Here is a 13020-nt window from a genome sequence, read left to right as displayed (position 1 = left end):
TTAAACTTAGAATAAATATATACCTCTACCAATTATAACGATAGATTGCACAGAAGTATAGATTCTGGGAAGTCAAAATATTTCCAAGCCCTGTCCCTGATTTGCCCTCCTCCCTGCACGGTATAGGTGTAAGACAAAACAACCCCAGGAGGGAAACGAAAATGATCAACACGACCGAAGGCTTCTCCAGCATGATGCTCCACCTGCAAACCGGCTTCGACGAGAAAGGCGCGCCGCAGTACAAAGACAAAAGCTACACCCGTGTCACTCCGACCGCGACCCAAGACGACGTGTACGCCGTCGGCGAGGCGCTCGCAAGCCTGAGCTCCTACCAGCTCCACCACATCCAACTCCTGAACCGCGAAGACCTCACCCGCGCCTAACCGATCACCAAACAGCTTCACCACCCAAAAAAAAACACCCCACCAAGGAGGCCCCACCCATGAAACGCGATCTCGAACTGTACTTCACCACTGACACCAAGAAAAAAGCGAAACTCGTCATCCCGGAACCGAAACCGAACCTCACCGCTGCCGAAATCAACAAAGTCATGGACCTCGTGCTGCAAAAACCGATCTTCAACTTCCCGCAAGGCATCGCCGTCGAAAAACTCTCTGCCCGCATCGTCGAGTCGAATGTGGTGTCGGTCGAGCTCTAATACCTGCCAAGCGGCAAAATACAAAAAGGGACGGGGCAGCGATGCCTCGTCCTTTTTTCATGTTTGCTATTCTGATTTCGTTACCTTTTTCGCCTGTACACGTTGGAGAATTTCCGAAATAGCACACGCCAACACTCCCACTACACAAATTGCAAATACATAGGGGACTGCGCTTGTTTGTAACAGATTCAGCCAATAGTCACGACCCGCAACTTCCGGATGCAAAACTGCTTGTTGGTTGCTTGTGATCGAAATATAGAAATAACAAAATATCGCAATGAACCCGAGGGTAGTTGCAAGTAGAAGCTTACCGAGACCTTTCATAGAAGAACACCCCTTTGTACGTATTATATAAGACCCAAATGTTGGGATGTCAATTGGCTACCAATCTAAACCCTGTTCTTTTTTCCAAAAAACCGAACCTCCTGTCCCTGATTTACCCTCTTCCCTGCACGGTATAGGTGTAAGACAAAACAACCCCAGGAGGGATTCCAGATGATCAACACCACTGAAGGCTTCTCCAGCATGATGCTCCACCTGCAAACCGGCTTCGACGAGAAAGGCGCGCCGCAGTACAAAGACAAAAGCTACACCCGCATCGCACCGACCGCGACCCAAGACGACGTGTACGCCGTCGGCGAGGCGCTCGCGAGCCTGAGTTCCTACCAGCTCCACCACATCCAACTGCAAAACCGCGAAGACCTCACCCGCGCCTAACCGATCACCAAACAGCTTCACCACCAAAAAAAAAACCACCAAGGAGGCCCTACCCATGAAACGCGATCTCGAACTGTACTTCACCACCGACACCAAGAAAAAAGCGAAACTCGTCATCCCGGAACCGAAACCGAACCTCACCGCCGCCGAAATCAACGCCGTCATGAACCTCGTCCTGCAAAAACCGATCTTCAACTTCCCGCAAGGCATCGCCGTCGAAAAACTCTCCGCCCGCATCGTCGAGTCGAACGTGGTGCCGGTCGAGCTCTAATACCTGCCAAGCGGCAAAATACAAAAAGGGACGGGGCATGTTGCCTCGTCCTCTTTTTCTCATGCCCTGTTGATTTGATGCAGATCACTTTTTGACTTCATTCAAAGAGTAAGTTTCAAATACAGACCACCTAAGTGGAAACGTGTAGCATGCAATTGTAACAATGTATTGCTGGCCGTTGATGGTAAGGTATTCATCGTAAAACTTATCCCCAATGGATGTATTGGATCGAAGCTCTTCTCTTAAAAGACTGTATCGAATGGGTTTCGTCATGACTGAGATTTCATGAATTGCACTTTTGTCACTTTCAGGAGATAGTATGGACTGTTGATTGATGGTATTGAGAAGGTGTTTCATTTGGATTTCCCTATTTGTTTGTGTATGACCGCAATAGGGAATTGCAACGATAAGCAACAGTAACGCAAGCCATGAGATGGATTTATTCAAACTTAGTGGTTTTCTTTTTCTGAAACTTCTTGTAATCATGGCAACTAGGAGGGTAATAAGAAGTACCATAACCCCAAACGCAATCAAATCATACGGCATGGAATTGCCTCCCTTAAATAAAATATACCGCAACATGAGTATATCATATTGCGGTAAACCTCTCTTTTTTTAGAAATTCGCATAGAGAGTAGAGGTATTTGGAGCCCCAACAAGGTCATACGGAGCGCAAGCATTGTACCCAAAGAAAGTGTCGTAGTAGTAAGGAAGCGTATAGTTAGCTCCGTAGTAATAAGCGTCCCAAACGATTTTTGAACAATATGTTGATTTGTAAGGAGAGGCAAGATCGGAAAGTGAGTAGTCCAAGTAACTGTAGTTGATGACGAAACTGGAAGCCCAGTTAGCTGCTGATTGGGCAGTGGATGTGTTGCTATGACGAACGATCTTCTCATGCGGGTAAGACGAGAACCACGTGGAGACGGAGTACTTTGTCGGGTGGTAACCGGAACCTGCAATGGACACAACATTCCCACTATAGTCAACGACAATACCAGCATGACCAGTAAGCCCAGAGGATGAAGTGCTATTGGTAACCAGAATATCACCCGGTTTGGCTGTAATAGAAGTGCCAGGGTAGTAGGCTGCCCCGGACCCCGGATCTATTACTACTTTACTACCATCGGTTGGTGTTGTAGCGAAAGCAGGCGACATGAAGCTAAGGCTGGCAGTTACTGCAAAAGCAGTGAGAAAAGCGGCGCGTACATAATGGGTTTTCGACATTTTCTAGTTGCCTCCAAATAAGTAATTTTGATCTGCATGTAATATTCTATTTTGAATTCATATATCCTTCTATAAAAATGAACAAATTTCTAGTTTGATATATATTGTTCAAAAAGGTTATATGCGACATTTGGTCGTTGGCTGGAAATTTTGCATATAGGAAAGAATGCGGTTTCTGAGCTTCTGGAATGACGTGATTTTGTACCTAGTGCGTCTCAGGAAGCTTGGAATCAATGCAGACATCTAAGCCACGGCCCCGCGCTCGGTTTTTTTGAAAAAACGAATCTCCTGTCCCTGTACCCTCCACCCTGCACAGTACAGGTATAAACGCGCATCGTCGTGTCGAACGTAGTGCCGATCGAGATGTAATACCTGCCGCCAAGCGGCAAAATACAAAAAGAGAACGGGCTATGTTGCCCGTTCTCTTTTTTGTGCGTTTGGGGACAGCAAGCGACCCGGCGAATGGGGAGAACGCCGGGTCTAAAGGGGGTTGGGAACGCTCTCACTTGGGGAAATGAGACGTTGACATAAGTATAACATAAGGTTTTAGAATGATTCAAAAGATAGATAATTCATATACACTTATAAAAAACGTTTTCACGCCGTCTGCGCTAATTCTTTGGAGATTTCTTGCGCTTTCTCAGACAGATTTCCGTCGATGCCCTTGAGCATCGGCAACAGCACGCCGAGCGCGGCACAGCCGAACGCGAGCACGCCCGCGGAGAGGAAGAGAGCTTGGATGCCGAACATCGTCGCCACCACGCCGCCCAGTCCGCTGCCGACCGGTTGCAGCGACCCGCCGATCAGCAGGCGGATCGACATCACGCGCCCGCGCAAGGGGGCGGGCACCAAGCGCCCGTACAGCGCCGACGAAATCGCCCCGAAGAACGGCCCGCTCAACCCGAGCAGCACGAACAGCGGAACTGCCATCCAGACGTGCGTGACGGTGCCGAGGAGCACGAAGCACAGGCCCTTGACCAAGATGCTGCCGAGCATCCAGAGGCGGCGTTTGGAGACGTCGCCCATCCACGCGAGGAGCAGACCGCCGCTGACCGCCCCGATGCCGCACAGCGTCATGAACGTGCCGAGCATGAGGGCGTCGCTGTGGAGCCACGTTTGCACGTAGGGCACCCACATCGCGGATACGGCGACCCCGGTCATGTTCCCGATGGCGGCGAAGAGCATGATGACGAACAGGGCAGGTACTTTTTTGAAAAAAACGATCCCTTCCCGCATCTCGTTCCAGTACCCGGTGGAGGGCTTGGCGGCTTGCACCGGGGTTTGTCGACCGACGAGGCGGCGGATCTGGACGAGCATCAGCGCCGAGAGCAGGAAGGAGGCGGCGTTGAGCGCAATGCCGACGACGGGGCCCGCGAAATGGATGAGCAGACCGCCGAGGACGGGGCCGGTGAGCATGGCGACCGTCATGGACGTGTCGAGGAGGGATTGACAGCGCACGAGGTCTCGTTCAGAAACGAGCGAGGGGAGGAGTGCCATCCCCGCCGGATTGAACAGGGCGGTGCAGGTGCCGACGAGGGCGGCGCTGACGTAGAGATGCCACATGTGCAGGGTGTCCGTCCACGCGAGCACGGCGATCCCGCCGTAGGCGGCGAACCGGCAGGCATCGAGCCATGCCATGAGCCGGACGCGGTCGATGCGGTCGAGCAGGGTCGCTCCGGCGAGGCGGACGACGAATTCGGCGATTTGCGTGGTCATGACGAGCGTGCCCATGGCGAGCAGGGAGCCGGTGAGTTGGTAGACGAGCCATTCCAGGGCGAGGACGCCGAGGGCGTCGCCCAGTGCGCTGACGGTAAAGCCGCTGACGAGGAACCAATACCCTTTTTCCCGCATGAGAGGGGCCTCCTATTCGGCGCTGTCCGGGAGGAAGTAGGACAGCAGGTCGTGGGATAGACGGGAGACGGTGTCCCGGCGAAGCGTGTAGTACGTGACGTTGCCTTCGCCGTGTGCCGTGATCAGCCCGGCTCCGCGCAACGCCATGAGGTGGTGATGGACGGTGGACATGGAGAGTCCGGCGGATTGGACGACTTCGGTGAAGGAGCGCGTGCTGTCGGGGCCGCTGCCGATGAAGCGCAGGAGGCGGAGGCGGCTTTCTTCGCCGAGGCTTTTGGTCAGGCGCAAGAGGGCAGGTGCCGGGCCGCCGTCCGCCGGAGCGGGCAGGTCGATGCTGTAGTAGATCGACATGGAGGTGTTGTACTTCGTCATCGTGGAGATCGGGCGCAGGTGGTATTGCGGGACGAGCAAGATGGTGCGCAGCTCCGGCGTGACTTCGTAGCGGACCCCGTTGGTGGCGAGTTCGATCACGTCCATGTCGGGGAGGGTGCCGAGTAGGGTGTTTTTTTGCTCGGCGTCGGCGGCTAGGGCTTGGAGGATGGAGGGATCGAGAGTTTGGAAGTATTCGGCGTTCCAGTGGTGCAGGAGGTCTACGCATTGGTCCCGCAGCGAGACGATGTCCGCCGGGACGTCGACGTAGGGGGCGAGGAGTTGGAAGAGATCGCCGACTGGGAGGGACGCGGCCCAGGTGAGGAAGGCGGCGGCGGTGGTTCGGTGCTCCGGCGGGCATTGGTGGATCAGGAAGTCAAAGCCGTGGAAGAGCGTGGAGATGGACGATCCGAGATCGTCGAGTCGGGCGGCGAAGGCAGGGGGGAGCGTCTTGCGGGTTTCGCGAATCCACGGAGTGCCCGCGTCCATGGATTTGTGGTGCGTCTTGCGGGTGTAGGCGAAGAAGCTGACGAGGAGTTCGTAGGCGGGGGAGTGGTCGATTTGGAGGGTGGGGGTGTTTTGGGGGTTGGTGGTTGGCATGTAAGTTTCACCTCGGTGAGGGTTTTTTTCTTCTATGTGCGTCGAAGTTGATTGTAGTTCTATGGTATGCGAATTATGTTGTGGTGTCAATGTAATCTGTGATTTGTGTTATGAGGACTTGTCTCTGGAAAAAACTACACCTCCGCAGAGTGGCATTTGTTATAGTTAAGATGGACTAATTTTCTCGAGGTGACTTATGGCGACGTATAACAAATTGGTCAGGGACTTGATCCCGGCGATTATTGAGAAATCAGGCAAAAAACCGGTGTATAGAACTTTGGAGGAAAACGAGTACCAGCAAGAACTCCGCACCAAGCTGCAAGAGGAAGTGCAAGAGTATCTTGAGGCACGGAACGTTGAGGAATTGGCTGATGTAATGGAAGTGCTGTTTGCGCTGGCAAAGGTGCATGATGCGAGTGAGGAGCAGTTGATGGAGGTTAGGAAAAAGAAGTTGGAGGAGCGCGGGGGGTTTGGGGGGAGATATTATCTAGAGTCAGTATAGACTTCTCCAACTTTGCTATACCATTGAATAAATACCTAATAAAAAACAAGATAGGTTGCTTAGTTTTTCTAACCCAAAATGATATAATTTTAAAGTACTTTCTAATGAGAATAGGAGCCCGAAAATGAAAATATCTGCACATGGGAAAAACCTGCAAAAAATTTTAGCTGAACGAGTGACCTATGAAATCCCAGACTACCAGCGTCCTTACTCTTGGACTAAACATGAACTGGAAGATATGTTAAATGATTTAGACGTGACTATCACATCTGAGACTAACCATTACTTCGGAACGTTTGTATTCAACGAAGAACGTAAAAAATCGGACAACGTGATCGAAGTTATCGATGGTCAACAACGCATGACAACTGTTGCGATATTTTTATACGTGCTGAGATACCTCTATAGCCAGCCGCGTTTTAGTACGATGGAGGGTGTTGAACATCGGAGAAATAAGCTAAAAGAGTACTTGGAGTTTTTAGATGAAGACGGTCAAACAATTGGCTCTAAGTTCCGATTAGGAGATGTAAACAGAGAGTTTTTTGATAAGTACATTGTAGAAGGTTGGGCTAAGGAAGCGACAGAAAAGGAAGCAATTGTAAAGAGTTTTGAAAATAGAAAATTATTTAACGCCTCGAAATCGATAAAAACAGCATTTGAATTTATCCAAAAGAAGATCGATGATCGAATTGCTGGGTTGAACGATGCGGAAGCAATTCAACAGATAAAGCAATTGAACGATGCTATTTTGAAAGACTTCGAGGTTGTGGAGATTGTTGTAGAACAGGATGGAGATGCTTTTCTTATATTCGAAACTCTTAATGACCGAGGACTGGAGCTTTCGTCGGTTGATCTGATAAAAAACAAACTTTTCAAATATTGCGCGCACCACAGAGATTTTGAAGAACTAAAGGATAAGTGGCTTGATATGATTCGTACCCTTGACAATTCTGTAGTGAAAAAATACTTACGCCATTACTGGATTGCAACGTACGAACATACGACTCATCAGGGACTTTTTAAATCAGTTCGCGATCGAGTGACGGATTATTCCTTTGCAAAACGCCTCATTCTGGATTTGCATAATCTTTCTCAATACTATGGTGCTTTAATCAATCCACACAACGGCTGTTTTACGAATCAAAAATTAATCGTAGTTTTAGAGGAGATGCGTTCTCTAGGCTTTGATTTGTTACATCCAATATTACTTTCTGCATTTCGGAAATTTAACAATGATGAGACGAAATTGTATAAAATAGCTCGATTGTGCCTTAATTTCCTGTTGAGATATATTACCGTTATGAAAGAAAAGCCTTCCAATATAGAAAAAGAAGTAGGTGAGTGTGCCCGAAACTTAGATAATGATCTTACCCAACTTGCAGCAGTGTTTATCAAGCACGCCAAGGATGCCGAATTCAAAGAGAGTATGAAGTTGCTCACAGTGAACTACTCAAGCTACTCTACGTATTTCATCCTTGCTGAGTACGAACATAGTTTGCATAATGAAATGTGGATAGCGCCTGAGCGAAAATATGTAACTGTAGAACATATTCTGCCGCAAGTAATCGACTTTGATAAGTCAAATGAAGTTGGAGAATGGGCAAATAAGTTTTCTCAAGAGGAGCATGACGTATATCTGAATCGACTTGGCAATCTGACTCTATTAGGGCCTTCCCCCCAAGGGAAGGCTGGAAATCGCAGATTTGAAGATAAACTACGAGTCTATCAAAATGATACTAGTATGTTGATGACTCATGAACTTACTAATTATGCTACATGGGGAATTGAGCAGATAGAAGATCGACAAGAAAAAATGGCAGAAAAGGCAGTTGATATCTTCACTCTGGATTACAGTCATGTAAAGTAGGTTGGATTATTTTTTAATAATGAGTTTATAAATATAGATAGCATCCTAGCTATTTGACCTCGAAACTGTATTTGAGCATCGTAACCTTGTCAAATACATATAAGGAACTTTCGGAGGGATAACGTAAGATGGAAGATTGCGGGAGAGTCGATTGGATTCTCCCGCTTTTCTTTTTATACCCGAAAGGGTGATTGGTTTTCAAGGATATGTTATTTGGTCTACAATAATAGATGATAATTAGGTACTTTTATGAAATATCACAGAAAAGATTCCTATAGGCTTGTTACAAACTGTCAAACTCTTGTAAAATTGTGGAGTAGTCTCTATTAGTGATTTGCTAATCTGACCAAATACAATGGAGGTTGTACTTATTGTCTCTCCAAGAGGTAAGTTTTAAGGATCAGTACATTACTGGTGAAGATAATCTGATTGAGGAATTCTATATTCCGTGTTTGTCCAGCTCTCTTTTCTATGATCGTGCAGCGGGATTTTTCAGTTCTTCAATCTACTCTAGAATAAAGATTGGGTTGGAGCCTTTCATTCGTAAAGGTGGCAAAATGCGATTAATAACAAGCGTAAGATTGTCAAAAGAAGATATAGATCTGATTCGATCTGGGTACGAAGAACGTCAATGGTTACAAGAGCACCTACTTACTATGTTTGAAGAGTTTTATCAAAGGCGAAATGATTTCGATGTGGCTAACCTCTGTTGGTTGATTAAATGTGGTCGATTAGATATTCGTATTACATTGCCTGATTTAGGTAGGGTAGAAGGCTCAGAAGGAACGGGGATTTTTCATGACAAGGTTGGAATCTTTACCGATGAGAAAGGAGATCATGTAGTCTTCTTTGGTTCTAATAATGAGTCTGTAGGAGGCTGGGGTGGAAATTTTGAATCGTTTGAAGTCTATTGTAGCTGGGACTCGGCTGTATCAAGCAGAGCTGAATCGCGTAGGCGATATTTCGAACGACTTTGGGAAGGTGAATTAGTAGGGTTTAACACATTTGAATTCCCGAAAGCATTCCGCGAAAAGTTAATCCAGATATCACCGGAATACTTTCAATATGAATCTAGTAATACGATGGCTGACAATCTGCTGGGGTTTGAAGCTCGCCCATGTCAAGAAGAGGCGTTACAAGCTTTCTTGAGGCAAGATGGAGTATGTTTGTTTCAAATGGCGACTGGGACTGGGAAAACGAAGGCGGCATTGTACTCTATGTATACTGTTAAGAATAAATGGGATTTGTTGTTGATTATGGTCCCGTCCTTAGATTTACTACAACAGTGGAAGAGTGATGTTAAGTTATTTTTCCCTGATGATTATGTATTACTGTGTGGGTCCTCAAACTCAACGTGGAAATCGCAGTTCTTAGATTTGATACAAGCTAGAATCCCATGTCGTACAATTGTTATTTGCACCTACAATGCAGCTTCTTCTAATTTCATGATGTCAAATTTAAAGTATATACTTACTGAACGCTTTGCATTGATTGCCGACGAAGCCCATAATATGGGCACGGTAAGTGTTCAAAATTTCATGGACAAGATTCGACCTAGATTGAGAATTGGTTTAAGTGCAACACCTGACAGAAACTTTGACGAGGAGGGTACCGAGCGAATCTATGATTATTTCGAACATAAGTCATTTGAGTTCTCGATAAAAGATGCGATTCGTGAAGGGTATCTAGTTGAGTATGAGTATTTTATTACCCCTGTATTTCTTACGAATGGCGAGTGGGAAGATTATGTTCGACTATCGAATGACATCGCAAGATTACGATTTCTAACTGCTTCAAATGAACAGGAAAACGGGGATCGATCTCGTCTAGAACAGATGTTATCTCAACGGGCACAAATCCTTAAAACTACCGATAGTAAAAGTGAATATTTTCCGAAGATAATCTCTAGTATCAGACCAGAGCAACGTACCTTGATATATGGTGATTCAATTGTTCATTTACAAAACTTCGCCACAATTTTGGATCAGCTTTCCAAAGAATATTTCATATACGTGGGGCATGTTGACTCGGTAAAAGTCCGCCCACGTATGATTGAAGATTTTAAAAGGGGTATCAGGAAGTTTTTGCTAGCGGTAAAGTGTCTTGATGAGGGTGTTGATATTCCTGTTTGTGATACAGCTATCTTTATTAGCTCATCAACATCTCTACGTGAATTTGTACAGCGCAGAGGTAGAGTTCTTCGAAAATCAATTGGAAAGACCAGGGGGTATCTTTATGACTTTATTGTAATTCCACCATATGATCAGCGGGATTCTAGAGAGCTGGAGTTAGCTAAACAAGTGATATCGAAGGAATATTCTCGAATCGTAACAATGGCGAATGATGCAATAAACGGCACCATCGCAATCACAAATTTGGACGATTTTCTCATGACGCAAGGGCTAGATCCCTATTCACTTTGAGGAGGAGCTTAGATATGAATGAGGAACTTATGAAAGAAGTGTCGGATAAATTCGGTGTTAACTACGAAGGGTTAAGAGAAATTATTGAGTGTGAGAGAAAACAGGTTCATAAAAAAAGGAGATCTATCATGGGGGATTTAAAAGAAATCGTAGAAAAAAACATTAAGGAGGTAGCTGAGGTATGATTATTAAAAAGATGATTTTGAACAACTTTATGGCTTATTATGGAGAGGTAGGTTTTGAGTTTCCTTTGACAGCGGATCGAAATGTTACGATCATATATGCACCAAATGATGTTGGAAAAACATGCTTTTTTAATGGTATTATGTTTTGTTTGTATGGACCCCAAAAAGGATCTGATTTGAAAGAGTTGATTAACCAGAATGCTATCGAAGAAGGAAAATACGAAGCCTACGTATCAATAATTGCAGAACATGAAGGGAATCAGTTAAACATTACTCGGACTATTAGACCAAAAGGAATTATCAAAGGGCAAATTTCAAGTCAAAATCTAGATCATCAACTAGGTATATGGAAAAATGGTGAGGCGATGGATAATGAGCCTCGGGAAGCATATGATTTTATTAATTCAATTATTCATGAAGATGCTGCGAAGTATTTCTTCTTCGATGGGGAGAAAATTGACGCCTATAACATTGCATCTGGTGCAGACTACAAAGAAGCGATATTGCGAATCCTTGGAATAAAGGAGATTGAGTTTGCTATTTCTGATTTTCGTACCCTTGTTAAAGAGTATGAAAATAGTCGAGATGCCCTGTTAGTAAAAGAGACCAAGGGCGCAGAGTTGATAAAGAAAAGACAAGGTCTGTTGTCAGAAATTGAGCAGTATGAAAATGATATTACCATCCATAAAAAGGAATTAAAAGAAATTCAGAGTAGGATAGTAAAACGCGAGGACGAGCTTAAAAAATATGAGGAAATCAAGTCGAAGATTGAAGAACGCCAGCAAATACGTGATACTCTAAAAGATCTTCGAGACCGCGCAGTGGTTTTAGATGATGAGAAAATGAAGGTGTTTCGTGAAAATGGTACCATGATTTTGGGGAGTATCCTTGCGAACGAACTTAAGCCAACTATTGCTGAATTGGTAGGGAAACCTCTTACTGTGCTTCCTAGTAAAGAATTCTTGTCACAAATATTGAAGGGTGATGTTTGTGTTTGCGGAGAAATACTTACGGAGCAACATATAGGTCACATAAATGATCTAATTGAGTCACTAAAAGATAAAGATGTAGAGTGGCAACGAACACTTGAAAGGCAGAGGGCTATTCAAGGGATTGATATGTTCGCTCAACATAGCATTAATGCAAAAGCACAGTATAACGATTTGTGTACGAAGAAAGTAGCAGTGAATCGCGAAATCAATACTCTTGAAGAAAGAGAGATAGAACTACGTTCCGAAGTTGGCAATTATAATGAGCAAGCTGTTCAGAGAAGTGCGGATGAAATCGCTAGGCTAGAGGCTAAAGGTAAGGAAACAGAACTAAAAATCGAACGATTTAATACGTTGATGGAAGTAAAGAACAAAGACTTGAATGAATTAGAGAATGAAATAGCAAAATACACCGTCAGTAAGGAAAAGCAGGAGGCAGAAAAGCGGGTGAATTTTGCTAGAAAGACGGTTGAAGCATTAACCGAATATCAAGAGCGATTGATTGATCAAAAGAGGAAAGATGTAGAAAAATGGTCAAGTGAAATTTTTCTGCAGCTTACAAATAAACCAAAAAAGTATAAATCTTTAAAACTTAGTTCGACATACCAATTGATGATTGAACATGCGGATGGTTCCCTATTTGAGATTGAAAGAGGTCGTTCACTAAATCCGAGTACGGGTCAGTCTAAAATAATTAGTCTTTCGTATATTGCCGGTATAAATAAATCAACAAATTCTGTTGCCCCCGTTATCATAGACAATCCTGTAGGACTCTTTTCAGAGGAACATCGCGAGCGTGTAGTTAATTATCTACCGCAGTTTGGGAGACAAGTAATCTTTATGGTAACAGGTGCCGACTTAGGAAAGGAATATCAAGATATAATAAAACCTTTTGTTAATCGAGAATATCATCTTGAAGATCGTGCAGATGGCATTTGGAACAAGACTCAAATTGTTAAGGTTGATTAGGGGGGATTCAAATGCAAGAAATTTATCGGTTTGAAGACAAGAAAAAAATCCATACAAAGAATATTGCATTCTATCGAATGCTGCGCGATAAAAAGGTGATCGACACTATGCACCAATTGTTCACTTACGCATGTTTGGTGGGGGTAAAGGAGGACAAGAGATCTGAGGGACCAAAACCAGATGATATTTGTACAGTAGGAAATATTGATGTTCATAACTTACAAGTCGTGAAAGGGATTGTGCTCATGAAATCCGAGCCGGAAAGTTCGGACGAACTTCTCAAAGTAATTGAGGAGTTTGCAGACGGTGGCATTGAGATATTAATGAAAGAATTTGATAATGAGGGTACTATCCGGTTAGATAAATATATTTGAAGAAAAGGAGGCGGGGAACCC

Annotated in this window: 15 protein-coding genes; 10 read left to right on the top strand and 5 right to left on the bottom strand. The window is 45.0% G+C overall.

The annotated features are described in order from the left end of the window. The first annotated feature begins 161 nt into the window (after nt 1-161). Nucleotides 162-383: a DUF1659 domain-containing protein gene (locus tag EL26_RS03925; RefSeq protein ID WP_038084678.1), complete on the top strand. Its 222-nt coding sequence runs from the start codon at nt 162-164 to the stop codon at nt 381-383. A gap of 59 nt (nt 384-442) precedes the next feature. Beyond that, on the top strand, nt 443-658 hold the full coding sequence (locus EL26_RS03920) for a DUF2922 domain-containing protein (protein WP_052035960.1): 216 nt from the start codon (nt 443-445) through the stop codon (nt 656-658). 66 nt (nt 659-724) lie between these two features. Here EL26_RS03920 and EL26_RS03915 read toward each other — a convergent pair whose 3' ends face one another. Continuing rightward, nucleotides 725-982, bottom strand: coding sequence for a hypothetical protein (locus EL26_RS03915; RefSeq protein ID WP_038084677.1), 258 nt, complete (start codon nt 980-982; stop codon nt 725-727). Between the two features lie 171 nt (nt 983-1153). Between EL26_RS03915 and EL26_RS03910 the strand changes: the two genes are divergently transcribed. Continuing rightward, a complete protein-coding gene (locus tag EL26_RS03910) occupies nt 1154-1375 on the top strand; it encodes a DUF1659 domain-containing protein (RefSeq protein ID WP_038084676.1) in 222 nt (73 codons plus the stop codon). A 55-nt stretch (nt 1376-1430) separates the two neighbouring features. Then, complete coding sequence (locus EL26_RS03905; protein WP_052035959.1) at nt 1431-1646, top strand: DUF2922 domain-containing protein; 216 nt, start codon at nt 1431-1433, stop codon at nt 1644-1646. 84 nt (nt 1647-1730) lie between these two features. On the opposite strand, the gene EL26_RS03900 is transcribed toward EL26_RS03905, so the two are convergent. The 4 genes from EL26_RS03900 to EL26_RS03890 form a co-directional block, all read right to left on the bottom strand. Further along, nucleotides 1731-2192 carry a hypothetical protein gene (locus EL26_RS03900; RefSeq protein ID WP_038084675.1) on the bottom strand — a complete coding sequence of 154 codons (462 nt, stop codon included), beginning with the start codon at nt 2190-2192 and terminating at the stop codon, nt 1731-1733. Nucleotides 2193-2261: 69 nt separating this feature from the next. After that, nucleotides 2262-2870: a hypothetical protein gene (locus EL26_RS24885; RefSeq protein ID WP_152559168.1), complete on the bottom strand. Its 609-nt coding sequence runs from the start codon at nt 2868-2870 to the stop codon at nt 2262-2264. Between the two features lie 597 nt (nt 2871-3467). Next, nucleotides 3468-4721, bottom strand: a complete 1254-nt coding sequence (locus tag EL26_RS03895) for an MFS transporter (protein ID WP_038084673.1) — start codon at nt 4719-4721, stop codon at nt 3468-3470. A gap of 12 nt (nt 4722-4733) precedes the next feature. Then, nucleotides 4734-5690 carry an ArsR/SmtB family transcription factor gene (locus tag EL26_RS03890; protein ID WP_038084671.1) on the bottom strand — a complete coding sequence of 319 codons (957 nt, stop codon included), beginning with the start codon at nt 5688-5690 and terminating at the stop codon, nt 4734-4736. A 196-nt stretch (nt 5691-5886) separates the two neighbouring features. On the opposite strand from EL26_RS03890, the gene EL26_RS03885 reads away from it, so the two are divergent. From EL26_RS03885 to EL26_RS03865, 6 genes are all read left to right on the top strand, one after another. After that, the gene (locus EL26_RS03885) at nt 5887-6192 is read left to right on the top strand and encodes a nucleoside triphosphate pyrophosphohydrolase (RefSeq protein ID WP_038084669.1); all 306 of its coding nucleotides are present in this window, start codon (nt 5887-5889) and stop codon (nt 6190-6192) included. Between the two features lie 124 nt (nt 6193-6316). Continuing rightward, nucleotides 6317-8059 (top strand): DUF262 domain-containing protein, encoded by a 1743-nt coding sequence (locus EL26_RS03880; protein ID WP_038084667.1) that lies wholly within the window; start codon nt 6317-6319, stop codon nt 8057-8059. A 371-nt stretch (nt 8060-8430) separates the two neighbouring features. Then, nucleotides 8431-10482 carry a DEAD/DEAH box helicase family protein gene (locus tag EL26_RS03875; RefSeq protein ID WP_038084666.1) on the top strand — a complete coding sequence of 684 codons (2052 nt, stop codon included), beginning with the start codon at nt 8431-8433 and terminating at the stop codon, nt 10480-10482. A gap of 14 nt (nt 10483-10496) precedes the next feature. After that, complete coding sequence (locus EL26_RS25305) at nt 10497-10667, top strand: hypothetical protein (protein WP_161780651.1); 171 nt, start codon at nt 10497-10499, stop codon at nt 10665-10667. After that, on the top strand, nt 10664-12625 hold the full coding sequence (locus tag EL26_RS03870) for an AAA family ATPase (RefSeq protein ID WP_038084664.1): 1962 nt from the start codon (nt 10664-10666) through the stop codon (nt 12623-12625). The genes EL26_RS25305 and EL26_RS03870 overlap by 4 nt, the downstream gene beginning before the upstream one ends. Nucleotides 12626-12636: 11 nt before the next feature. Continuing rightward, complete coding sequence (locus tag EL26_RS03865) at nt 12637-12999, top strand: hypothetical protein (protein ID WP_038084663.1); 363 nt, start codon at nt 12637-12639, stop codon at nt 12997-12999. The last annotated feature ends 21 nt before the right edge of the window (nt 13000-13020 follow it).

Origin of the sequence: Tumebacillus flagellatus, assembly GCF_000714935.1 — a bacterium.
Taxonomy (GTDB): Bacteria; Bacillota; Bacilli; order Tumebacillales; family Tumebacillaceae; genus Tumebacillus; species Tumebacillus flagellatus.
The sequence above is the reverse complement of the archived record's forward strand: the minus strand, read 5'-3'. Positions and strand labels throughout refer to the sequence as shown.